Raw genomic sequence first — 23,562 nt, forward strand, 5'->3', positions numbered from 1 at the left:
CCACTGTCGCGGTCGAAAGATGCGTCTTTACGTCAGCCACGATCTTTCTCAGGCGTGCTGACCAAAACAGCCGCTGCCTTGTTTGCCATGTGCAAAGCATCGATCATGGCTTTTCCCAAGGCGATTTCGGAGGCTAGCACGCCGATGAATTCATCTCCGGCACCGTGTGTACTTTCAACCCTTATCTTGATGGCCGGGATTACCGTCTCTTCGCCGCTGCGACTTGCATAAGCAACACCGGCACCGCCCGCCGTGACTACGACTTGCGGATAGGATTTCGCTAGAATTTTGGCGGCGGCAAGAGCCCCATCGAGTGTTTCCACCACAGGGGTCGCGGCCAGCATCTCGGCCTCGATAGCGTTGACGACGAGGATGTCGATGTGATGCTGGATATCCTCCGAGAGTGCGCGCGCTGGTGCTGCATTGATAAGAACGCGGCCACCGGCTTGCTTCACAGCTTTTGCAGCCGCGACATTGGCGACATCGGAAATTTCATTCTGGAGCACCAGCACAGTCGTCTTCGACAACAGTTCTCCAGCCGCTGCAATATCGGCATCGCCAAGAGTGAGATTGATGCCGGAGACAATCACTGCACCGTAATCGCCCTCGTCATCAAAGATGGCCACGCTCATGCCGGTGGATTGGGACGCATCGCGCCGGACGAAGGTGTGATCCACGCCTTTGCGTTCCAGATTGGCAAGAAGAAAGCGTCCGAAATCGTCATCGGCAACCGCACCGATCATAGAGGTGGCGATACCCGTGCGTGCTGCCGAGACTGCCTGATTGCCGCCCTTGCCACCGCTTTTGGGGTGCCATGAGGTACCGGTGACCGTCTCGCCCTTGCGTGGCCGCGATGGCCCCATGACGGCAATATCATAATGCAGACTGCCGAAAACGGTGACGAGAGGCGAGGATGTCATGAAGGCTTATCTTTCCGTTTGGATTTGACCGCAGACATGGTCCGGTCAAGATTTCGTTCCGCTGATTGATAATCGCGTTGCGCGACCGCCATGAAGACAGCGTCGAGAATATTCAGTTGTGCAATACGTGCCGCTGCGTTTTCCCCCATAAGGGGAGAGCCTTGAGCCGTGGAACAGAGGACAACGTCAGCGGCCTGTGCCAAAGCAGACGAGTTGTAGTTGGTGACGGCAATTGTCTGCGCGCCATTGCGTTTGGCGAGCTGAAGCGCCTCGATGATGGCCGTCGTATTGCCCGAATGGGAGAAGCCGATAGCGATATCGCCCTCGGACAACAGGGCTGCCGACATCAGCATCATGTGCACATCATCGAACACGCTGGCGCGCACGCCGATGCGCAGGAATTTGTGCGAGACGTCCCGCGCGATCTGCGCCGAACCGCCAACACCGTAGAAATCCCGATGCTTCGCGCTATGGATGAGGTCCGCTGCTTTGTCGAAGGCAACCATATCCAAAATGGAAAGTGTTTCCTCCAGGGCATTGATGGAGGTGCGGAAAACCTTCTGAACGATCTCAAGCGACGTATCATCCACCGAGAGTTCCTGGTGCATTTCGGCAGTCGGTTGGCGGTTATACTGGCTGACGGCCGTGCGGAAATCGCGGTAGCCGGAAAAGCCAAGCTTCTTGGTGATCTTAACCACCATGGCTTCGGAAACACCGGCATCGTCTGCAATCTGCTTCAGCGATGTCTCATCGCTGAAGTCACGCAAGGCAAACACGGTATCGACAACCTTCGCTTCGAGCGGCGTCAGCAAGGGCATCATCATGCGAATGCGCGGGCCGACGGCCTTTGTGTCGAAGCTTTCGGAATTCATTCTCTTCCCCTTGTCGCACGATCAATCATCATGGCAACGAGGATTATAAGGCCAGTGGCGAGCAGTTGATAGAAGGCCTGAACATTCATCAACGTCAAACCATTGCGCATTGCACCTAAGATGATGGCACCCAAAATTGTGCCAAGAATGCTGCCCTTGCCGCCCATCAAAGATGCGCCACCAATGGCCGCTGCCGCGATGGCATCGAGTTCCCAAAGGTTACCAAGGATCGGTTCGGCGGCACCAAGCCGACCGATGAGGATGAGCGAGGCCAATGCGGCCAGACCACCGGAAATGACATAGGCCGTAATCTTGGTGCGGGCGATGGGAACGCCTGCAACATAAGCGGCTTCCTCGTTACCTCCGACCGCCATCAGATATTCACCAATCGGCGTTTTCTTTAGCAAGACCCACGCGGCAATGGCAACGACCGCTACGATCAGAACAGGTGTCGGAATGCCGAAGAGATTGCCGTTGAACAGCGAGCGGAAGCCGGGAGGAATACCGAGAACAGGATTACCGCCGGTGTAGATCAGCGCGATGGCGCGGTAGGTGCTGAGCGTTCCCAGTGTGACGATGAAGGGTTGCAGGCCGACGTAGGCAACGAGCCCGCCATTGATGAAGCCGCAGAGAACGCCAACGCCGAGGCCCGCGAGGATTGCTAGCGGTATTGGCGTGCCTGCGACGAGCAGGCTGGCGGTGACGACGGCGGAAATGGCAGCCGTTGGGCCAACCGAGAGATCAATGCCGCCAGAGATGATGACGAGCGTCATGCCAAGCGCAAGGCACGCATTGATACTGGACTGCTGGAGAATATTGACGAGGTTTCGCTCAGAAATGAAGCCCGGAACCAGTGCGGCAAACACCGCCATGATGACTATGAGACCGATCAGCGTTCCCGCATCGCGCAAAGAAAACGAGAAGCGGCGGAAGGCCGGAGCGGAGGTGGCGGGCGCATTGGAAGTGATGGTCATTGGTTGTCCTGTAGGTTCACACGGGTCGCGCAATGCGCGCGTCATCCGCATCGGCATTCGCCCCTGGAATGGCATGCGCGACAATCGCGCTTTCACTCAGTTGATCACGTTCAATGGTAGCGGCAATCCGCCCTTCGCGCATGACCAGCACGCGGTCTGACAGGCGGATGACTTCCGGCAGTTCGGAAGACACGACGATGATGGAATGGCCCTCACGGGCGAGGTCTTCGATCAGGTGATAGATTTCCGACTTGGCCCCGACGTCGATGCCGCGGGTCGGCTCATCGAACAGCAGGATTTGCGACTTGGCCGCCAGCCAGCGCGCGATAATCGCCTTTTGCTGGTTACCGCCGCTGAACAGGCGGATCGGGCGATCCAGTTGGAAAGGCCGCAGATTGACGCGCTTCAGCAAATCCTTCGCGGTAGTACGAAGCTTGGAATTGTTGATCATACCGCCAGACGAAAAGCTGCCGAGGGAGGCCAGCGCCATATTGGTGGCGACGGGACGCAAGGGAATGATGCCTTCCCGCTTGCGCTCTTCCGGCACCAGTCCGATGCCAGCTGCAATCGCATCACGCGGATTGGCGAAGCTTTGCTCCTTGCCGTCGATGCTGATCGATCCCGCGCTCAAACGGTCGACACCCGCCAGCAGGCGCAAAAGCTCCGTGCGGCCAGATCCGACGAGCCCGGCAATGCCGAGAACTTCGCCCTTGTGCAGCGTGAATGAGACGTCGCGAATTCGCGTGGCCGAGGACAGGTTTTTTGCTTCAAGCTTGACGGTATCGGTGACGAAGGAATTATGCTCTTCCTGCATCAGCTCACGACCGACCATCTTGGCGATCACGTCGGTTTCCGAAACCTTGGCAAGATCGACAATGTCCACCAGCTTGCCATCGCGCATGATGCTGGAGCGTTGGCAGATGCGGAACACCTCATCCATCTTGTGCGATACATAGATAATGGAAACGCCGCTTTGCGACAGGCTGGCGATGACCTCGGCCAGACGGTCGAACTCGCTGGGTGTCAGGCTCGATGTCGGCTCGTCCATGGCGATGACCTTCGCCTTGTCGAGAAGTGCGCGGCCGATCTCGACGATCTGGCGCTGCGCGACTTTCAGGGACGAAATGGGAGCTGAAGGATCAATGCTTTTGTCGATCATCGACAGCGCTTCGGCAGCGCGGGCTTCCTGCTCGCGACGGGATACAAACATGCCACCCATATGTGTCAGCGAATGACCGAGAAACATATTCTGGGCGACGCTCAAATGCGGCACCTGCTGAAGTTCTTGATGGATCATCGCGATACCGGCGGCACGGGCATCCATCGGCTTCTTGAAGGCGACAGCTTCACCATCCACGAAGACGGTACCGGATGTCGGGCGAAACACGCCGGACAGGATGCGCAGAAGTGTGGACTTGCCGGCACCATTTTCGCCGAGGAGTCCGTGGATTTCGCCGGGAGCCACATCAAACGAAACGTCCGTCAGCGCGTTGACGCCGGGAAAGCTCTTGGAAATCGTCTCGAATCTCAGTCGTGGCGTCATCGTTCCACCTCTTGGCTGATGGAGATGCCGAGGATACGTCGGCACCTCCTTGAGCGTTGGTTACTTGGCAGTCTTGGCGTCTTCCATCAGAACGGCGCGCACATCGACGCCCTCGCCCTGATAGCGGCTGAGGTTATCTCCAGTGATCAGCGCCTGCGGGGTGGCAACCACGCGCGGCAACTTCTGGCCGGCAACCAGACGCAGTGCAGTTTCGAGCGCGACTTCGCCCGTCAGAACCGGGAAGCTGTCCACGGTGCCGGTGAGTTCGCCAGCCTTGATCGAAGCATAGGCATCGGAAATGCCATCGGTACCGAACACTGCGACTTTACCAGCAAGACCTGCAGCCTTGACCGCCTCGACAATACCCAGCGCCATGCCGTCATTGTTGGCGTAAAGGCCAATCAGGTCAGGATGCTGGTTGAGGATGTTGGTGGCAGCGTCATAAGATGTCTGACGATCCCAATTGCCGGGAACGCTGGCAACGACCTGGAACTTGTCGTTCTGGGTAATCGTGGACTTGAAGCCATCGGTACGCTGCACGGCGGCATAAACACCGGCCTGTCCTTCAACGATCGCCACCTTGCCGCCCTGTGGGCGGTTCTGGATGAACCACTTGGCAACCCGCACACCATTATCGCGCTGGACATTACCGACATAATGTTCCGCCTGCGGAATGACGGCATCATTGACGTTGACGACCGGAATATTGGCGGCCTTGGCCTGCTCGATCACCGGCTGCAAGTTGGCATCCGTCTGCGGCGAAACGAGCAGAACATTATAGCCCTGCGTGATCATGCCTTCGGCAATCGTCAGCTGGCCCAGTTGGTCGCCTTCGCTCTGAGCTGCCTGATAGGCAACGGGAACGCTGACCTTCTTGCCGAAAGCCTCATATCCGAGACCGAGCGAGCGCCAGTATTCATTGGTCAGCGTCTTCGAAACCGCGCCAGCCTTCGTGCCTTCAGGCAATTTCGGGAATGGACCAAGCTTGGCTTCAAGCTGCGACCAATCCATGCGGTCTTTTTCCGTGTCGGAATTGAGCGGCGCAAGTTCCTGCGCAAAGGCTGCGCTGAACAGGAAGCTGGCGGCAAGCCCCGCAGCCAGTGTCGTCTTCAAAAAGGTCTTCATCGGTTTCCTCCCGGATGGTGTTGTTTTCGGCACACCTTCGGCGCGCCTTTTGGTGAAAAGGTTGAGATATTGAGGCTGTTGGCGGTATCGGATCAGCCGAGCATCAGCTCCTGAATGACGGCCTGCGCGGAAACGGCATCCTGACGCTCGACCGCACCAGAAAGACGGTTGTCCTGCTCGATACGGTCCACGATTTTCAGCATGCGCTTCACGGTCTGTATGTTCACTTCACATTCGTGAACGGGGTCAAGGCCGGTCATGTCAGGGAATGTGTCAAAATAGATTGCGCCGTCATAACCATCCTTGCGGATCTGGCGCAGAAGCTCGATCGTCTGCTGCGTGTGAACAGCGCCGACCATCAGACCGTCATCACGCTTGGCGTAACCATCATTGAGGTGGACGCCGAGGACGCGGCTGTAACGGGCAATCAGGGCGGCAGCGAAAGCAGGCTGCTCGTCGGCGTAGAGAACGTGGGCAAAGTCCAGCGTCACGCCAAGATTGGGCATGTCCACATCCTTGATCGCCAGAAGTGTCGTCGCGCAATCGGGCATCAGGCTGTAGGAGCGCGGCTCGTTCGGCTTGTATTCGATGCTGATGAGACAATCCGGGTCATGCGCACAAACTTCACGGATTCCATCAATCTCGTGTTGCCACAGCGTGTGGTAATCGGCCTGGAAGGCGTAGTCGAAGCCATCCTGCCCCAGCCACAGCGTCATCAGGTTGGTGCCAGCAGCACGTGCAGCATCGATACCCTTCTTCGTCAGATCAATCGCTTCACGCCGAACAGTCGCATCAGGATTGGTGAAAGCACCGATCTTGAAAGCCGGATTGGTATAATAACGCATAGCAAAGCCATTGATCGCGAGGCCGTGATCGCCGATCTGGCGTGCAAGAAGCGCCGGATCATCGGCCACATGGTCAGGATAATTCAGGTCAAGATCCGTCAAACCCTCAACCTTTGCCGCACGCTTTGCCATTTGCAGCATGGTCGGCTTGCCGGAAAGGTCAGGCCACTCGGCAGCGGGCTTCGAGGCGAAGGAATTCAGTCGGGTGGCGAATTTCAATTGGGTCACTGGTCTTGCTCACTTCGGTCGTTGTTGACGCAACTTCACAAATTAATTTTATTTTGTAAAGCTATATATGTTGCGCATCGTATCTTTTCGTTTGGAACCGCCGTTTTGTGATCTTATCCTTCGCCATCGAGACGCGCGGAAACCAGCCGCCGGAATTCTAGCGGCCATGAATGGTTTGGCATGACAAAGGCCACGAATTGCGTAGCCAAATTCCGTGGCGTCAGCGCGCCATCACAGCCTCAATTTCAGAAAGCATCGGCATTGCAGGGGCCGTTCCGCGCCGCGTAACGGCAATACCCGCCGTCGCACAACCGAATCGCACGGCCTGCAACGGCCCTGCACCTCGCGAGAGCGCGGATGCAAAACCACCGACGAACGCATCACCGGCCCCGGTGGTATCTATTGCCGGACCACACGACGTGGCAGGCACATGCACGGACTCCCCCGGCGCATGAAACAACACGCCGCGTGCACCCAGCGTAATGATGGCCACGCCGACACCACGGGACAGGAAAACGTCGCCAGCACTTTGCGCATCATCAAGCGTATCGATTGGAAAGCCGACCAGGGTTGCGGCCTCCGTCTCATTGGGAATGATAAAATCGCAAAGGCGGTACATTTCCGCCGGAAACGCTTCAGCCGGTGCGGGATTGAAAATCGTCGTGACACCGGCGCTGCGAGCAATTTTTAGCGCATGTAGGGCAGCTTCTACCGGCTGCTCAAGTTGCGTGACGAAGACTGCCGACTGCGCAATGGTTTCCTGTGCCGCCTCCACATCGCTGACATCTATTGTACCCGCTGCTCCCGCATAAACGATGATGGCATTATCGCCGGTGCTGTCATTCACGTAGATAAAGGCGGCACCTGTCGGCTGGTCATCCATGATTGTCAGCTTTGTCGTCACGCCAGCCTGCTCATAGGTTTTCAGCGCAAGATCGCCAAAGGTGTCGCGGCCGATCTTGGAAATAAACGAAACCTCGGCACCGGCCCGTGCTGCCGCAACCGCCTGATTAGACCCCTTGCCACCCGGACCGACGGAAAAGCCACTGCCGGTTATGGTCTCGCCCAGAGCAGGCATGCGCGGTGCAAGATAGGCGGTATCGGCAACGAAAATGCCAAGAATGGAAACGCCAGACTTCATGTTAGACCTCATTTAACAGCGCCCGCAGTCAGACCCTTCACGATGTAACGCTCCAGGAAGATGCCGACGAGGACGAGCGGCATAATGGCCGCAGTAGCGATGGCAGCCATGGACCACCAATTGATGCCCTGTGAGCCTGTCTGGCTCGCGACCATCACCGGCAGCGTCTTGGCATTGGAACTCGTCAGAAGCGCGGCGAAGAAATATTCGTTCCAGCATAGAATAATTGAGAGAATGAAGGCCGCGACCATGCCCGGCAGGGCAATAGGCAGAACGATCCGCATGAACGCACCCCAGATGGAGCAGCCATCCACCAGAGCTGCCTGCTCCAGCTCAACCGGGATCGTGTCGAATTGATCGCGCATGATCCAGATGACGATGGGCAGAACCATCAGCGTATAGACGAGGATGAGACCGACCAGCGTATCGAGCAGCATCAAGTGCTTGTAGAGAACCAGAAACGGCATCGCCAACACAACAGGCGGCAGGATGAGTTGCGACAGGAAGAAGAAGGAGATATCCTTATTTCTCATCCAGAGAAATTTGTAGGAAAAGCGGCTGAGCCCATATGCCGCCAGCGAGCCGATCAGCACGGCCAGGAACGATGCGCCCGCCGAAGCGACGATGCTGTTGAAAAAGCGGCGGATGAACTCATCGCGGACGGTCGATTGGGCAAAGATCGTGTCTGGAGACAGACCCAGCGAACGCCAACCTTTCCAGTCCGGCGTAAAATCCACGAAGGGAATAAGATGTCCCTGCGTCACGTTCACCGCCGTTTTGAACGAAGTGGTAATCGTCCAGTAAATCGGAAACAGCGAGATGAAGGCCCAGAACACCAGAGCCGCGTAGATCAGTAGACTGCTGGTCATAAATTGTGGGCGGCGTGCCCAAAGGCTTGGCCGTTTCGTGGATGGTTCATTTGTGATTGCCATGGCGTCGACCTCAGTTCTCACGTTGCATCCATCGGCTCGCCCCTTTTAGGATGAGTGCGACGAAAATGATGATGATGACGAGATAGAATTCCGCGAGCATCGTGCCGTAGCCGACATTGGAGCGGTCACGATATTCGCGGAAAATGAAGCTCGACACAGTATCCGTCGCGCCGCCCGGCCCGCCTGCCGTGACGTTTATGACGATGTCGGCAAGCTTCAGCTGAAAAATGATGCGCAAAATGATGACGGTGATGCTGACCGGCAGCATCAGCGGAAAGGTGATTTCCTTGAAACTCTGCCATCCCGAGGCACCATCCACCTTCGCCGCCTCCTTGATTTCAGAAGGTAAGGCTTGGAGGCCCGCGAGCAGCAGTATCATCATGAAGGGAATGGACACCCAGGCATCCATGGCGATGATCGAGGAACGGGCAAGCCATGGCGTGGAAAAGAACGCAGGATTATCCCAGCCCAGATGACGCGCAAGCGTCGCTGCCGGCCCAAAACGATATTCCATCAGCGATTTGCCGATCATCCAGCTTACGGCAACGGGGCTGAGCATCAGCGGCAGCAGGAAAGCAACACGGAAGAACTTACGTGCTTTGATTTCGGCGTTCAGCAGCAATGCCAGTCCGAAGGCAATGGCATACTGGACCAGCACCGACAGAACATAATAGACCATGTTCAGCAGCGCGTTCCAGAAATAGCGATCCGCAAACAGGGTGCGGAGGTTATCGAGACCATTGAACCGGCGGCCCGCCACCGCACTCAGGTTCCAGTCGGTAAAGGCGATATAGAGGCCGAAGACGGTTGGAAAGACTACCATGGCAACGGTAAAAAGAACGGCGGGCAGTACAAAAGCGGCCCGCTGGCCCGCCTCCCCGCGGATCATGACTTGTGCCGCGCACAGCGCCACGGCCCAGATGACATAGGCGAACAGCAGCGGTCGCCAACTGACGAAACCAAAGGCGGTGATGCCCGCCACATCTGTTATCTGCGCAAGAAGGACGCCAAAGAGCAGCACCGTCGCGGCCACCAGCAGCAGCTTGCCGCGCCGTGCGGAGCTTGGTGGAACGAGGCTTCGCTTCACGGGGCTGATGGTTTGCGTAATCGTATGCGACATGGGCAGACCTCTGGGCTGGTAAGCCTAACGGAAGACTATGGCTCAGGCGGCGAAAGCCGTGCCGCCTGAGTTATTGCTGAAACTCGATAGCTGCTGGGGTCAGCCTCCGAGCGACGCTTTATAGAGCGCAACCTGCTTGTCTCGGCCAAGCTGGTCGGTGAGCTTTTCCCATGCCGCAGCGATGGCATCGGCCCCGGCCTGAGCGCTGGCCTGACCGGCAAACACCGTGGCAAGTTCATCTTCCGCTATGCTGTAATATTGGAAGATGCCCGGAATACGCGGCTCGATGGCGGCATTGGGGTGGTTGTAGGAGCTCGACTGCGAAGCGAGATAGTTCGAGATAAACGCTTCGTCGTAACCAGCCGTCACCCATTCCTTGATGTCGAACTGGCTCTTGCGATAGCACTGGAAGCCGGATGGATAGGCCGCTGTCCACAGCGCGATATCCTTGCCGCCGAGATGAGCCGCTGCACTCCAGGCTGCCTTCTTCTTTTTCTCGTCACTATCGACCCGAGACATGACGTATACGCCCCAGCCGAGATAGGCCATGTTCGGTGCATAGTTCGGGCCACTGGCAAGCTTTTCCCATTTACCCGTCTTCGCGTTATAAACGTCGTCCGAGCCCGGCAGAATATCGAAGCCGATCGTGTCACCCACGACCGAACTATCGCTTGTACGCGCGGCAGCACCCACATCGCCCCACCACGACACCATAGAGCCGGTTCCAGCCAGAAACTGCTGGAACGCCGTGGTGCCCGGATCGGCGTTGAGCTGGTCGCCCGCCTCTGATGGCAAGGCATCGATAACGTCCTGAATGGCACGAACCCAAGCGGGGTTGTTGATGCGCGGCTTCATCGTATCAGCGTCGAACAGCCACGCTTTGTCATCCGGATGCTTGGCATAGGCCGTCGCACGGCTGCCGAGGAAGTAGAAGCCGAAACCGCCCCAGGCCTTTGGTGCATCGAGATAACCGATGGCATCAGTACCACCAATTTTCTTGCCCTTGAGGAATTTGGTGACTTCCTGAACCTTCTGCCAGGTCTTCGGCACGCCCCACTCGCCTTGATGGCCTTCGTCCTTCCAGGCTTTGGCAAGGTCGGCATCCGTGAAATAATCGGTGCGATAGTTGAAGTTGTGGCAATCGCCATCGACGGAAACGCGGTAGGTCTTGCCATCCCACGTACCGACGGGCGCTTTCAGGTAATCGACATAGTCGTCCATGTCGATCTGGGCCTTGACCCAGTCGGGCATTTCCGAGGCGAGCCCCTTGCCGCAAACATCGCCTTCGAAGGGAGCGCCCATTTCGAGAAGGTCGAAATCGACCGTGCCGGTGGCAATGGCCTGCTGAAGGCGTGGATTGTAGTCGGCTTGCGCCAGATCGATCCAGGTAATCTTGGCCCCGGTGTAGTCTTCCCAAGGCTTGAGGAAACCTCGAAATAGAACGTTGTGAAGGTTCTGGTTGTTGAGGCCCATGAAGGACAGTTCGACACCGGCAAACTCGCCTTGCTTGACGTTCTTCTTCGTCGCCTCAAGGCACATCTCGCCAACTTTTTGCCAATCGGCATCGGTGGGAGAGCCCTTGCCCACACCCGGCACCTGCAAGATTTGGCTGCGCAAGGATGCATCCTGCGCATAAGCTGCTCCAAGCGGACCCAGCATACTGCCCGCCGCAGCCACGGCACCCAAGCTTGCGCCCGTTTTCAAGATGGCACGGCGGCTCAGGCCGATCGCCATCATTCTCTCGAAATCACTGACTTTCATGCGGTTCTCCTCCCGTTGATTGTTATCGTCGCTTTTCTCCTCGCAGCGACGACCAGAGCTTTAGTCCAGCCTCAGCCCGCTTTCTCCATCGAACAGATGGACCAGCGCCACCTCAGGCGTCATGGCAATCGTACCGCCCGCGGGCTCTTCCACGCGGTCGCGAAACACACCGATGATCTTTTGCTGTCCGAGTTTGGCAAAGACCTGTGTTTCCGAGCCGGTGGATTCCACCACAGTGACCTGCGCGCTGACAGCACCGCCAAGCATGAAGTGCTCCGGTCGAATACCATAAAAGGCAGACTTGCCATCTGAACCAGCAGGCGCACGCGAAAGCGGCAGGCGAATGCCATCATCCGTTTCGAAGTATGGTTCTGCGGCGCTGCGAATATAGCCTTTGATCAAGTTCATGGACGGGGAACCGATGAAACCGGCGACAAACGTGTTGGCAGGCTTGTCATAAAGCGTTAGCGGCGAGCCAATCTGCTCGACCCGGCCATCACGCAACACGACGATGCGGTCGGCCATGGTCATGGCTTCCACCTGATCATGCGTCACATAGATCATGGTCGTGGCCAAGCGACGCTGCAATTCCTTGATTTCGGCACGCATCTGCACGCGCAGCTTGGCATCGAGATTGGATAGCGGCTCATCGAACAGGAAGACCTTGGGGTCGCGCACGATCGCCCGCCCCATGGCCACACGTTGGCGCTGGCCGCCGGAAAGCTGGCGGGGGTAACGGGTGAGATATGGAATGAGATCGAGAATTTCGGCGGCTTTGCGGACCCGGGCGTCGATATCGACCTTGGTTTCGCCGCGCATTTTCAGCGCAAAGCCCATATTCTCCGCAACGGTCTTGTGCGGATAGAGTGCGTAGCTCTGAAACACCATTGCGATATCGCGGTCTTTCGGCGGCAGGTCGTTGACCACCTTGCCGTCGATCTGGATATCGCCAAACGTAATCGGCTCCAGCCCTGCGACCATGCGCAGCAGCGTCGATTTTCCGCAGCCGGAAGGCCCCACCAGAACGACGAATTCGCCGTCGGGTATTTCAACGGAAACGCCATGGATCACCGTCAGGCTGCCATAGGCCTTTCCGACATTGACGATATTCATCGATGCCAAAAGCTTTTCTCCTCCCACGGTGTCGCGCACTCCTCGCGACGTCGCGCCTCCCTTTGAATGGGCGGATGCCGCCACCCGCTGCACCCGCCATCATCATCTTATCCTTGGGAGGACATCATCCGTTTTCAGAACTTCACACATCTTTATGATTTTGTAAATTGCACTTTCAGAACTTCTTAAATATTTTCCTCTTCGGCAAACGAAACTGAGCCACGGAAGAATTTTCAGGCGGAATATTTAATGTATTCAGGTGGCGCAACGAGAAGACTCGGAAGGGATTTGCGTACCGCTCAATTGCACACATTACGAATATGATATAACTCGTGAAGAATAAGTCTGCAGTTCCAGGGAGGAGAAAGCAGTGCTCAAAGGGATCGACCCTATTATCAATGCTGAACTGATACACGCCCTGATGCTGATGGGACATGGTGATCAGTTGGTCTTATGCGATATCAATCATCCTGCACAAACCATCGCGCGTCAAACGACTTATGGCAGCTTGATCAATGTTTCAGGATGCGGGCTGGAGTGCGCTGCGTATGCCATTTTGAAGCTATTTCCTCTGGACACATTCGTTGATGCACCCGTAAAGCGCATGCAGCTCGTCGGAGACCCCAACGGCCAGGTTCCGATTTTCGCGACCATGCAGGGTGTCGTTGACAAGGCAGAAGGACGCCCTGTCGAGATCGAGCCGTTGGAACGGTTTGAGTTCTACGAGGCCGCGAAGAAGTCCTTCGCAATTGTAAGAACATCTGATCCGGGGCCATATGGCTGCTTCATTTTCAGCAAGGGCGTCTGTTAAGCGCTACTCCAAACGAGGAATAGCGCAATAAAAACCCAGCAATCTGGTGGTTGCCGGGTCGTAAAAGTAACCGTTTTGGCTTCTGGAAAGAGGGCCAATGCGCCCTTAGATGGCGGCGACCGTGGACATGGTGTCTCCCATGTGGTTGGCCAGAAAGTGCTTTGCCCGGTTCACACGGCTTTTCACCGTGCCGACAGAGATTTGGCATTCACTGGCAGCCGCGTCGTAAGCCTGGCCATCTTCGATAACGAGGTGAAAAACGTGCCGGTAGACGGGCGGCATTGCTGCCAATGCACGATCATATTCTATTTTGCGGATAGCCCACTCCTGCGGGGATGATGCAGCGGGAATGAGGTGTTCCATGTTGTTTGTTCCCACAGTAACCCGCCTGCTCTTTTGATAAGCGGTGTGATGCGCGTTGCGCATGATCGTGAACATCCACGATTTGAGACTGGTTCCTGGTGTAAAGGAAGGAAGCGCCCGAAGAGCCTTGAGCAGGGTTTCCTGAACCAGATCATCCACATCCGTCTGGCTACGGTGGAAACGCCACGCGAACTTCTGAAGAGCGGGTATAAGAGAGACAACTTCCTGCTGGATACTCAACTCTGCTGACATGCCCTTGATCTCCTTGTTTGAGCTAGATCAAGTCGCAGAGAGCCTCATCGTTCCGGTCAATGGCAGACAGTACGTTAGCGTACCATTATATCTAATAAGCTTGCATAGGCTGCGATTTAGCATAAGTGCTGCTGCGTTTTTGGGCGCGTTGTTCAACCGTATTCAGCAAGTCGTGGCACGATGGTAAACGGTCTTTTGTTGTTGTTACTGGCTCTGTTGTCAATCAAAACGCACCGCTGTTCTGAATGGAACTCTTCCAGCGATATCACCGTTTTCGGTGGTAATTTCAAATATCTCGCCGTCTATCACCTCACCCCGCGCCAGACGCTCAGCCAGTATCTCGCGCGCGGCCTGAAAGGCTTCATCACATGCTGCTTCGAGCGTGTCGAATTCCGCTCCCTCCGGGTCTCGTGCCAGTCTCCCATGGCTGCGGACGTGAAAGTAGTATCGCATTGCAGTTCTCCGATTTCACTCCGAACCATCGGCAGTTGCGAAAGTTTCATTGATTTCGATACGTGGCAGAAAAGAGGGAGTAGGTTGAACTCGTCTTGCCGCAGCACCCCACATTACAGACCCCATGAAAGGGCACGACTTTGACCTGGACCAACAACGGCCTGCTTAAAACCCTGTCTGAAGAGGACGTAGACCTCGTGCGACCACACCTCGAACCTGTCACCCTGCAACAGGAACAGTCCCTGTTCGAGAGATACGAGCCGATCACTCACGTTTACTTTTTCGAAAGCGGCCTTTCATCGGAAGTTGTTGTTGCCAGCAAGTCGATTGAGGTCGGCTGCATCGGTCACGAAGGCTGTTCAGGCGTGCCAGTCCTGTTGGGCGTAGATGCCAGTCCGCACAAGGCCTTTATGCAGGCTGGCGGCAAAGCGGTAAGGATCGCTTCGCATGAGCTTCAGGGACTTATGGATGACAGCCGTACGCTCCGGGAACTTCTTCTCCGATACGCCCATGTTTTCATGATACAGATTGCTGCAACAGCACTGGCTGACGGACGCTACGGCGTAGAGCAGCGCCTCGCACGCTGGCTTCTGATGTGTCAGGACCGTCTGGGAGATGAGCTTCCCCTCACACACGATTTTCTGGCGGTCATGCTGGGCGTCAGACGGCCCAGCGTCACGGATGCCCTGCACAAGCTGGAAGGAAACCGCGCCATCAAGGCGGAACGCGCCATGATCACGGTTAGGAACAGAGCGATCCTTGAGGAAACGGCTGGTGACTCCTACGGGATTCCGGAAGAGGAATATCGTCGGCTGATTACAAAACGACAATGACAGGCTTTGCGTCGGTCAGGTCGACCAATCGGTTCAATATCCGGTCATTTCCAGATAACCAACGCCAGAAGTGGTTCCATCGAAGGAAATCGGCCCTTCCCAATAAGGCGTCGACGTTGCCATCCACGCTTGGTCATTCAGAGCAGTCGTGGTGATATCAAGACCCTTGCTTGGAATTTGGACGCGCCACGCCACCGGAATGTCTTTTCCGTTGACCTTGGCGCGCCGTACAGGCTCCAGAACGACGTCATCAGATGAAAGCGGCGTCGTTTCTCCTTCTTTCGATATCCAGTTCGCCGAGGTGTAGCCCCCACCGGAATCCCGCAGGCGAAACGCCATGACCTTTTCTCCCGAGGCAAGATGCAGTGAAAACCAGTCCCAGCCGGTTTGGTTGGCGGCGAGCGGCTGTGAAGACCATTCCCGGTCCAGCCACGCCTTGCCACTGACCTTGACCGGGGCTCCTCCGATGGTGACAGTTCCCGTCACCTGATAAAACGGCTGCGAATAATAGTAGCTTGCCTGCCCCGCCTGCGACTTGATCGAATAACCCCGATCACCCTGCAGCACCATTGGGCCGTTGGCAGACAGGGTGAGCTGGTAGCCAAAATCTTGGCCTTCTGCGTGGAGTTCAAGGCGGCTCAACTGGTCTTCTTCGTACGAAGACGATGACTTCATTTGCCAGTCATCGATCCAAGCTTCGAAAGGGCTGGCAACGACGCCTGCTTGACCGACCCCTCCCCGTCCCAACCGTTCCGCGACATAATGGCGATCGACCGCCGTGACTGCGGCATGCCCCAGCCATATCTGACGACTGGAAAAGCCCTCCTCATCTCCGGGCGCAAGTGCGGAACGAAACAGCGTCCACTGCGCGCCTAAATGAGTGCCATCCTCTCTCTGAAGGTTGGCGGTAACATACCACCACTCTATTCTAAAATCCGGATGTGGGCCATGATCGCCGGGAAAGGTTAGCGGCACGCCGCGCTCCGGCACCCGAAACCCTTGCGCATCTGACCCAAGACCCGCAAATCCCTGTGCCTGAACGCCTGCCGGAAGGCAGATCAGGATAAGGAGCGAAATAAGAACAGCGAAACACCTAGCGTTCATTTGCAAATACCCGCAGCAAATCGGAAGGGTTGATCGTCGCCAGCCTGATAACCGGCAGCAGAACGGAAAGCGTCGCCGCCACCAGCGCTATTGCGGCTAGCCTCAGCCAATCGAGAGGGAATATCATCATCGGCAATCTCCAGCCGAATGCCTCCACATTGACGATGACCAGCAGTACCCAAGCGAGCGCAAGCCCCACTGGCACGGATATGACGAAGGTCACGAACCAGAGCGCGATCGTTCTCAACACCTCAAGCAGGGCAAGATTTCGCCGGCGGATGCCCATGGCCCAAACCGGGGCAAGCTGGGGAAGTCGGGTCGCGGAAAGGGTCAAAAGGCTCGCAAACATCGCAAATCCCGCCACGCCAAGTGTCAGCACGTTGAGGGCTCCGGTGACGGTGAAGGTCTGCTCGAACACCGCTCGTGATTGCTGCTTGAGCGACGCCTGATCCACTATATTGCTTGGTGGCAGCCCTAGTTCTTCCACGATCTGGCGTTTGAGCTCAGGGGCTTTCGCAGGGTCTACACGCACGCCATATCGAAGTTTGGGGGTGTTGGGGTAATGTGCGACCAGTGCATCCACATTGACCATGACCTGCCCTTTGGGATTTCCATAATCGGAATAAACGCCCACCACCGTCACGGCCCAGCCATCGGGCAGTGTCATGACCTGCCCGAGCTGAACGCGTTTTTCGCGCCAGAGCTGCTCATTGATCAACGCACCGCGCCCTTGCGCGACCTCATCCCAAACATCCGGCACGCTTTCGAGAAGCGGCCAATGATCACGGTACGTGGAATGATTTGCGATGCCCGCTATCTGTAGCTCATCGCCCAGGATATTGCCCTGCGTGCTCCATATGGGCAGCACGGCGTCGGCGTGGCGAGGCAACCATTGCCTGAGCTTTCCGGCCTCTGCCTCATCACGTGCGTTGACATAAAGTTCTGCGACAAGTCGCTGATCAAGCCAACCGAGAAACGTCGTGCGAAAACTCGATACCATCGTGCCAACCCCAACATTGGCGGATAAGGCAAGGAGAAGCGCCATGAGCGCCAGCGAAAGGCCGGGCAACTGTAGCCGCGTATCCGCCCAGAACCACGACGCCATGGCGCTTCTTGACCGCCGCTCTGCCAGTCGAAGGATTTGTGACAGGAATGCGGGAAGCAAAAGTGCCGAGCCAAGCAGAAGCGAACCCAAAACGATGAACCCGGAGACCAGCCCTGATCCAATCGTCGCGAAGACGATAGCAACAATGAGGAGCGCTGCGCCGCCAAGCGACTGCACCCGCAACGCCGCTGTGGATGCCAGCGCCCAGGCCTGCGGTTGAGCTCCCGCCAGAATTGGCATTGTGCGTACACGCCACAAGCTCTGCACCGAAGACAAGGCCGTGCCGGCCAACGCCATGCCGATGCCAGCCAGCCACCACTCTGGTCGCAGAGAAAGACTACCGGAAACCTCAGCACCATAGAGCCCGCGGAGTGTTGCTGCCACGCCGGGCAGTAGCAGTGATGCCATGACATAACCGATGACCACTCCGATGAAACCCGACACGAGGGCAAGCAGCATAATTTCGAGGGTCAACATCACTGTCAGTGCGCGCAACGAGACACCAAGGCAGCGAACGGTCCGGAAGGTTGCACGCCGCTGTTCGAAAGAGAGCCCGGTCGCAGAGTAAACGATGAACAGCCCGACGATGAATGCGAGAAAGCCGAAAGCGGTCAGGTTCAAATGGAAGCTGTCCGTCAGCCGCTCCATGTCCGGTCGCTCTGAGGTCAGTACACGCAGTTCAGGAACAAGGGTCGTAAGATCAGGTAAACCCGGCCTCTGGACTGGCGCGATCACTATCCTACTAAGCGCGCTCTTTCTCTCAAGTAACCTGTCGGCCACGCCGATATCCGTAAAGGCTGCACCATCCGGGATAGCATCGGACGTCTTGAGGCGTATTCCACCCGCATCTGAAAGACGTGCCGCCGTGGCCGGTGAAACGACAAGCAGATCCCGCCCGCCGATGAAGTCCACCAACTCCGACGAGCCGGAGATCGTCACCACGCGGCCCTCGCTGGGCATGGTCAAGGGATCGATCCCGACGAGCCTGATGCGGACCGAACCAAATCGGTGATCGCCTTCGATAACCGGCGACACGTTCCACCCGGCGCGTCGCAGTTTGGCGAAGCTCGCCAGTGATATTCCGCCACCGTTTTCAGCCACGAGCTGAGAAAGCCCGCTCTGTTCCAGAATGGCCGCAGACTGCGCGTAACTCGCCCGCGCTTCAGCATTGATTGCCTGAACGCCGGACCATAAGGCAGTTGCGAGAGCAATCCCGAGTATCAAAGTCACAAGCTGGAGCGGGCGATGACGCCAATGGGAGATGATGACGAGCAAAGTCACCGCGTTCATGCGACGATTTTCCCGCCGCGCAACAGAACCTTTCGATCCAGTTTGTCGGCAAGCCGCATCGAATGAGTGACCAGCAAGAGCGCGCAGCCTGCTCTTCTGCTGAGCGACAGCATGAGTTCGAGCACGGCATCACCGGTCGCTTCATCAAGATTGCCTGTGGGCTCGTCGGCAAGAACAAGCGGCGGCCTTGCAGCCAGCGTTCGAGCGATGGCCACACGTTGCTGCTGGCCTCCGGAAAGCTGTTCCGGATATCGATGGGTAAGTTGGCTAAGGCCAAGTTGCGTTATCAGTTCATTTTGCCATTCGACATCGAAGCGGCCAGCAAGTTTCGCGTGAAACGCAATATTCGCGGAGACATCCAGCGAGGGGATGAGGTTGAACTGCTGAAAAATCAATCCGACTTCTGTGCGCCTGTAAAGTGCCCGCCCAGGCTCATCTAACACCGTGATGTCGCGTTCATTCATGAGGATGTGGCCATCATCAGGTCGATCAAGACCACCAGCCAAGTGCAATAGCGTACTTTTTCCGCTGCCGGATTCTCCCGTCAGAGCAACGCTCTGCCCGCCTGATACGGAGAGATCGATACCCTTCAGGACCTCAACTGGGCCTTCAGGCGTGCTGTAAGATTTTACTATATTGAAGAGAGACAAAAGCATTTGGCTCACTGTCGCATTCGCTCGGCCAATCTGCAAGCCACAGCCACCACCGACGGAACGTGCAGACGATGGCGGCTATGAACACGAATGCTTCGAAAATTGCTATTTGTTTGAGGTGTCATCGACCACATCAGTGTCAGGTCGATCTCCGCCACGAACATGTTGTTCTTGCCACTGGCCATCAGCCAGCTGAAAGGAAATGTCCACTTCTTCCCCACCAATCTGTTGACGTCTCGCTGCGTCTTTTGCAGCTCTTAGTGCGGAATCGTGATCTGGGAAAGTCTCGGACCAAACATCTCCCAGCCTGTAGCCAAATCCACCGTCGTGTTCACCGACGTGATAGGTAACTGCCATCTCATTCTCCTTTGCTAGCCTTTGAAAACGCTACCATGGAGAAGATGTTCCACCAGGGCCGACTGACGATTTCTCCCCGACTGCCTGAGCATGTGGCGCATGGATATGGCGCGCGCAAATCGATGTTCGTCACTATCACGTACAAAACCCATCAAACATTGGGTTACCTTGCTAGACATCAAGCCATTCCCGCACATTGAATTTCGCACATTTAGACGACGCGACAAGCATCATCATGAGTGACCAACCTCAATTCGTGGAAACCATCGTGGCTTGGCCTCGCAAACTCTTGCCATGATGACGCGCTGCGTTCATATAGGCGCTATGACGGCTGATTCAAAAATATTCGTTGGGCTTAAATCTGCGCGCAAGAAGTCCACTAGCGCAAGCGAACCTACAGGTCCAAAATGCCAGTGGGATGGGTGCGACAAGGTGGGCACAAACCGGGCACCCGTTGGGCCGGGTGGAGAAGGTTTGTATCTGCTGTTCTGTCTTGAGCACGTGAAAGAATACAACAAGGGGTACAGCTTCACGACGGCCCCATCGAGCCCGGACGTTGCACGTTACCAGAAAGAAGCGACGACTGGCAGCCGCACCACATTTGGAACGCGTGTCGAAAAAGCGACCGAAATGCCGATGCCATCGACCGTTCGCTCCGGTTCCGCAAAAGCGTTGAATGCGCGCAAGACCGCAGCTCAACGTCAGGCCCAAAAACTAGAGTTGCAGAAGCGAAAGCTCAAGGTACTCGAAGCCAAGGCTTTCGACACACTCGGCCTGCCTGCAGAAGCCACGCCAGAGGAAATCAGAGCCCGTTACCGGGAGCGGCTTAAAATGCATCACCCGGACGGTAACCAAGGTGATCGCACCTCCGAAGATGCGCTTCAGGCGACGATCGAGGCACACAAGATTCTCAAGCTCAACGGATTTTGCTGAGGTCCTTAGCGTTGGAGCTTACGGCTCCAACGCAGATGACGGCCGATTTTGCTATTCAGCTGGCGCGCTCTGCGTCCCGTCGCAACACCGTATCGGTTGCCAATTCTTCGCCCTGCTTCAAGATTTCGAAAGAAGGACTGGTTGCAGGAACAAAGGTCAACAAAAGCAGGAATGCGAATTCAGCTTCCGGAATGACCGACCCTTGGAGAGCCTGGAAAACGAGGTTGTACAGCCCATTGGGAACCGCAGAATCACGCATGTTCGCGATCGTGCCGATCTTCAAAGGTGAAACAGACGCGTCAAACGGTGTTTGCACCGCCCACTCGGCACCAGCCTCAACCTTCACCGCATCGGCAACATCAATTCTGATGAGGCATTCGCCACCGTGGTGGAACTCCAAAACTCACAATTCCCTCAGACCACGCGCGTGGCATCCACGAATCAGCCTTTAAAACAAGCTTGCCGATCCCGCTCGGGCCTACAGTCATGGTGCAATTGCCGCCGATTGACTCGCTGTGATTGTTGCGGATCTCAATGGCCTTGTTGTGTCCAACGGACTGCACACAGTTGTTGTCGATTCGCTCTGTATGATTGTTGCGCGTCTTCTCGTTGCGGTCCTTCTGCGCATGTAGGTAGATCTCTTCCCGCCCATTGTCGTCTTCAAAGCTCAGTTCATTGAAGCCCGTGCTTTATGAGTATTTGTTCGGAACGTGCTCTTTGTCTTGTTTGCCGGTAGTATATGGCACTTTCTGCCTCGCATTCGGCACCACCCCCGTCACCAACGGCCGATCCGGGTCGCCATCCACAAACGCCACCATCACCTCCATGTCGATGCGTGAAATAATCTGCCCGCCCCAGGTCGAGCCCGCCCAGTTCTGCGCCACACGCACCCAGCACGTATCCGTGCCATCCTTCTTGGCCTTACGGTCCCACGGGAACCACAGCTTGACGCGGCCATATTGATCCGGGTGGATCTCTTCGCCCTCGGGGCCAGCGACGATGGCCACCTGCGTACCCTCGATCTTCGGACGTCTTGTCGCGCGGTGAGGGGTGAGCGGCACACGGGCTGGAATGGCCTCGAAGGCGTTTCGATATTCCGGCTCGTTGCTGTTGGTCTCGTAGGATCGATCCACGATGGTGTGGCTGGCCTTGATGATCACATGCTCTTCGTATGCATGCTCAGGATGGCCAACTTCGTAGGGGGTAAAGCGGCGGCCAGCTTCGAGAATGCCGGAGGTCGATCCGCCGAAGACGCGATCATGATCGGCTTCTACGGACTGCGCCCGGAGTTTCTGGGCACGCTCTGCCTCTTCCACCGTCTTGATGCGGGCGGGGTATTCGTAGAGCTCACGCTTGGTGGCATCCGGCATCTGCACCAGCGATGGTGTCATCGTGCCCGGAACCATTGAGGGCGTTTCAAAATTCCAGTCGGCACCAGCACGCTGGCCGGGAACGTAGGAAAAGCGGCGAGCCCAATCGTTAATGTGGTTGCGATCCGACGATCCCTGAGCCAGTCTCACTCTGCCTTCGCCTTGTGCGGAAGGCGATGGTCCAAGCCATCCATTGGCGGTATCGGCCACGTGCAGCTTGTGAGACCCGTCTTCATGGGTGAAAAAGTAGAATAATCCGTCCTCTTCGAAACGGCGGAAGAAATAGTCGAGGTCGGTCTCGTTGAACTGCGTGCTGTAGTGCTGCGCAGGTGGCGGTGAAATGACACCCGACGTATCCGGCGCTGGAATGCCTTGCTCAGAAAACAGCGTTTCGACGATATCCACCGAGGTCTTGTCCATTCAGATGCGGCAATCGGAGCGACGCGATAACAGCCACATCTGCGGTCGGATAGTCATGGCATAGGAGCGTAGGCCACGGGTGATAGGTGGTCCCTCACGAAGGTCCGTCACCAGACCGTTGAATAGACGGCGTACTCCGCTTCCATCCTCGCCATCGCCCTGTTGCACCTCGACGGAGACATCGATCAGGCGGCCGATCAGTTCTTCCGGCTTCACCGATTCCTTCTTCGCACGAACATTCAGCTGTATCTCGAAGAGTTGCGACACGCCCTCGCTCATCTCCATCCGCTCGGGCAGCAACTGGTCTTCGCCCAGCGGCGACTTGACCTACAATACACGGCTGGCCTGAATAAAATCGGATGACGAAGGCTGGTCGATCATGGGCTATCTCCGCTTTGCAACTCATAAGTACCAATAGTAACAATCATCATGGATAAGTCCCACGAATATATATATTGTAGTGATCGTAAGCGTATATTTGCGCAATCGGAGAGAACGCGTCCCTGGAACACTGCCCATGCGTCACGATCAATCCTGAATCAGGCGCGCTCTCCAACGAGATGTGCATATTTAAACTTCGTCGCATTATTGGGAACGTCATCGATCTTCGGTCCGAACATAAGTTCAGGGGTAAGGACTGACCCGATGTCTTTTGCGGATGGCGCAGTTCCCAGGAGATAAATGTCTCGCGACATGAACATCTGGTTGCCGAAAGAATTTCCGACAGCGTAGTTTACCTGTAAGGCAAAAGCAGAGTGACCTTTCGCAAGAAGCGCCTGCTTGATCTTTGCATCATTCGCCCCCAGCCACTTTTTCAGCCAGACGGTAAGGGAATATTCATTGACCCCTCCCGATATCTGACTCACAACGGCCGCTACCGCACCGCCGGCAGCCATACGGGAGTTAAATTGGCGAGGTCCGTCGTGAAGAGACATGTAGGATGAATCAGGTCCCTTTCGCATCCTTTGGACAGGAACGACCTCGTCCTCCCGAACCGGGCGTACAATGAAAGAATCGGTAGAAACGGCAAAATTAGGCATTGGT

The 23,562-nt window shown here is 56.5% G+C and carries 22 protein-coding genes and 1 pseudogene; 3 read left to right on the forward strand and 20 right to left on the reverse strand.

All coding sequences use genetic code 11. The features are described 5' to 3' along the window. Positions 1-32: 32 nt before the first annotated feature. From CPJ18_RS16895 to CPJ18_RS16945, 11 genes are all read right to left on the reverse strand, one after another. Positions 33-920: a ribokinase gene (locus CPJ18_RS16895; RefSeq protein WP_077105079.1), complete on the reverse strand. Its 888-nt coding sequence runs from the start codon at positions 918-920 to the stop codon at positions 33-35. Next, entirely contained in the window at positions 917-1,792 is an 876-nt protein-coding gene (locus CPJ18_RS16900) for a MurR/RpiR family transcriptional regulator (RefSeq protein ID WP_077105080.1), read from the reverse strand. The genes CPJ18_RS16895 and CPJ18_RS16900 overlap by 4 nt, the downstream gene beginning before the upstream one ends. Beyond that, entirely contained in the window at positions 1,789-2,766 is a 978-nt protein-coding gene (locus tag CPJ18_RS16905; RefSeq protein WP_103585838.1) for an ABC transporter permease, read from the reverse strand. Before CPJ18_RS16905 ends, CPJ18_RS16900 begins: the two co-directional genes overlap by 4 nt. Positions 2,767-2,782: 16 nt before the next feature. Then, entirely contained in the window at positions 2,783-4,309 is a 1,527-nt protein-coding gene (locus CPJ18_RS16910) for a sugar ABC transporter ATP-binding protein (protein ID WP_077105082.1), read from the reverse strand. Between the two features lie 60 nt (positions 4,310-4,369). Then, complete coding sequence (locus CPJ18_RS16915) at positions 4,370-5,434, reverse strand: sugar ABC transporter substrate-binding protein (protein WP_103585840.1); 1,065 nt, start codon at positions 5,432-5,434, stop codon at positions 4,370-4,372. Between the two features lie 92 nt (positions 5,435-5,526). Then, positions 5,527-6,498 (reverse strand): sugar phosphate isomerase/epimerase family protein, encoded by a 972-nt coding sequence (locus CPJ18_RS16920; protein ID WP_077105130.1) that lies wholly within the window; start codon positions 6,496-6,498, stop codon positions 5,527-5,529. Positions 6,499-6,727: 229 nt separating this feature from the next. Further along, the gene (rbsK, locus tag CPJ18_RS16925; RefSeq protein WP_103585844.1) at positions 6,728-7,648 is read right to left on the reverse strand and encodes a ribokinase; all 921 of its coding nucleotides are present in this window, start codon (positions 7,646-7,648) and stop codon (positions 6,728-6,730) included. 8 nt (positions 7,649-7,656) lie between these two features. Next, entirely contained in the window at positions 7,657-8,517 is an 861-nt protein-coding gene (locus CPJ18_RS16930) for a carbohydrate ABC transporter permease (protein ID WP_244554181.1), read from the reverse strand. A gap of 73 nt (positions 8,518-8,590) precedes the next feature. After that, positions 8,591-9,700, reverse strand: a complete 1,110-nt coding sequence (locus CPJ18_RS16935) for a carbohydrate ABC transporter permease (RefSeq protein WP_077105086.1) — start codon at positions 9,698-9,700, stop codon at positions 8,591-8,593. A gap of 99 nt (positions 9,701-9,799) precedes the next feature. Next, entirely contained in the window at positions 9,800-11,461 is a 1,662-nt protein-coding gene (locus CPJ18_RS16940; RefSeq protein WP_103659456.1) for an ABC transporter substrate-binding protein, read from the reverse strand. Between the two features lie 60 nt (positions 11,462-11,521). Next, on the reverse strand, positions 11,522-12,583 hold the full coding sequence (locus CPJ18_RS16945) for an ABC transporter ATP-binding protein (protein ID WP_077105088.1): 1,062 nt from the start codon (positions 12,581-12,583) through the stop codon (positions 11,522-11,524). Positions 12,584-12,944: 361 nt separating this feature from the next. Here CPJ18_RS16945 and CPJ18_RS16950 point away from each other — a divergent pair, with 361 nt between their 5' ends. After that, the gene (locus CPJ18_RS16950; RefSeq protein WP_103585848.1) at positions 12,945-13,385 is read left to right on the forward strand and encodes an RbsD/FucU family protein; all 441 of its coding nucleotides are present in this window, start codon (positions 12,945-12,947) and stop codon (positions 13,383-13,385) included. Positions 13,386-13,490: 105 nt separating this feature from the next. Here the strand turns inward: CPJ18_RS16950 and CPJ18_RS16955 are convergent, their stop codons facing one another. Continuing rightward, entirely contained in the window at positions 13,491-14,000 is a 510-nt protein-coding gene (locus tag CPJ18_RS16955) for an RNA polymerase sigma factor (RefSeq protein ID WP_077105090.1), read from the reverse strand. Between the two features lie 219 nt (positions 14,001-14,219). Next, complete coding sequence (locus tag CPJ18_RS16960) at positions 14,220-14,453, reverse strand: DUF6894 family protein (protein WP_077105092.1); 234 nt, start codon at positions 14,451-14,453, stop codon at positions 14,220-14,222. Between the two features lie 140 nt (positions 14,454-14,593). On the opposite strand from CPJ18_RS16960, the gene CPJ18_RS16965 reads away from it, so the two are divergent. After that, complete coding sequence (locus CPJ18_RS16965) at positions 14,594-15,286, forward strand: Crp/Fnr family transcriptional regulator (protein ID WP_077105093.1); 693 nt, start codon at positions 14,594-14,596, stop codon at positions 15,284-15,286. 33 nt (positions 15,287-15,319) lie between these two features. On the opposite strand, the gene CPJ18_RS16970 is transcribed toward CPJ18_RS16965, so the two are convergent. The 4 genes from CPJ18_RS16970 to CPJ18_RS16985 form a co-directional block, all read right to left on the reverse strand. After that, positions 15,320-16,390: a lipocalin-like domain-containing protein gene (locus CPJ18_RS16970; RefSeq protein ID WP_077105094.1), complete on the reverse strand. Its 1,071-nt coding sequence runs from the start codon at positions 16,388-16,390 to the stop codon at positions 15,320-15,322. Continuing rightward, positions 16,380-18,785 carry an ABC transporter permease gene (locus CPJ18_RS16975; RefSeq protein ID WP_103659457.1) on the reverse strand — a complete coding sequence of 802 codons (2,406 nt, stop codon included), beginning with the start codon at positions 18,783-18,785 and terminating at the stop codon, positions 16,380-16,382. The genes CPJ18_RS16970 and CPJ18_RS16975 overlap by 11 nt, the downstream gene beginning before the upstream one ends. Continuing rightward, complete coding sequence (locus CPJ18_RS16980; RefSeq protein WP_103659458.1) at positions 18,782-19,441, reverse strand: ABC transporter ATP-binding protein; 660 nt, start codon at positions 19,439-19,441, stop codon at positions 18,782-18,784. Before CPJ18_RS16980 ends, CPJ18_RS16975 begins: the two co-directional genes overlap by 4 nt. A 102-nt stretch (positions 19,442-19,543) precedes the next feature. Next, entirely contained in the window at positions 19,544-19,795 is a 252-nt protein-coding gene (locus CPJ18_RS16985; protein ID WP_077105097.1) for a hypothetical protein, read from the reverse strand. Positions 19,796-20,119: 324 nt separating this feature from the next. Between CPJ18_RS16985 and CPJ18_RS16990 the strand changes: the two genes are divergently transcribed. Continuing rightward, positions 20,120-20,728, forward strand: coding sequence for a J domain-containing protein (locus tag CPJ18_RS16990; RefSeq protein WP_103659695.1), 609 nt, complete (start codon positions 20,120-20,122; stop codon positions 20,726-20,728). A 55-nt stretch (positions 20,729-20,783) separates the two neighbouring features. Here CPJ18_RS16990 and CPJ18_RS16995 read toward each other — a convergent pair whose 3' ends face one another. From CPJ18_RS16995 to CPJ18_RS17005, 3 genes and pseudogenes are all read right to left on the reverse strand, one after another. Further along, complete coding sequence (locus CPJ18_RS16995; RefSeq protein ID WP_103659459.1) at positions 20,784-21,128, reverse strand: hypothetical protein; 345 nt, start codon at positions 21,126-21,128, stop codon at positions 20,784-20,786. A gap of 67 nt (positions 21,129-21,195) precedes the next feature. Beyond that, positions 21,196-22,899, reverse strand: a pseudogene (gene tssI / locus CPJ18_RS17000) (type VI secretion system tip protein TssI/VgrG); the annotation flags it as partial. A 158-nt stretch (positions 22,900-23,057) separates the two neighbouring features. Further along, on the reverse strand, positions 23,058-23,558 hold the full coding sequence (locus CPJ18_RS17005; RefSeq protein WP_146258694.1) for a hypothetical protein: 501 nt from the start codon (positions 23,556-23,558) through the stop codon (positions 23,058-23,060). Positions 23,559-23,562 lie beyond the last annotated feature (4 nt).

Source organism: Agrobacterium rosae, assembly GCF_002915175.1.
GTDB lineage: Bacteria > Pseudomonadota > Alphaproteobacteria > Rhizobiales > Rhizobiaceae > Agrobacterium > Agrobacterium rosae.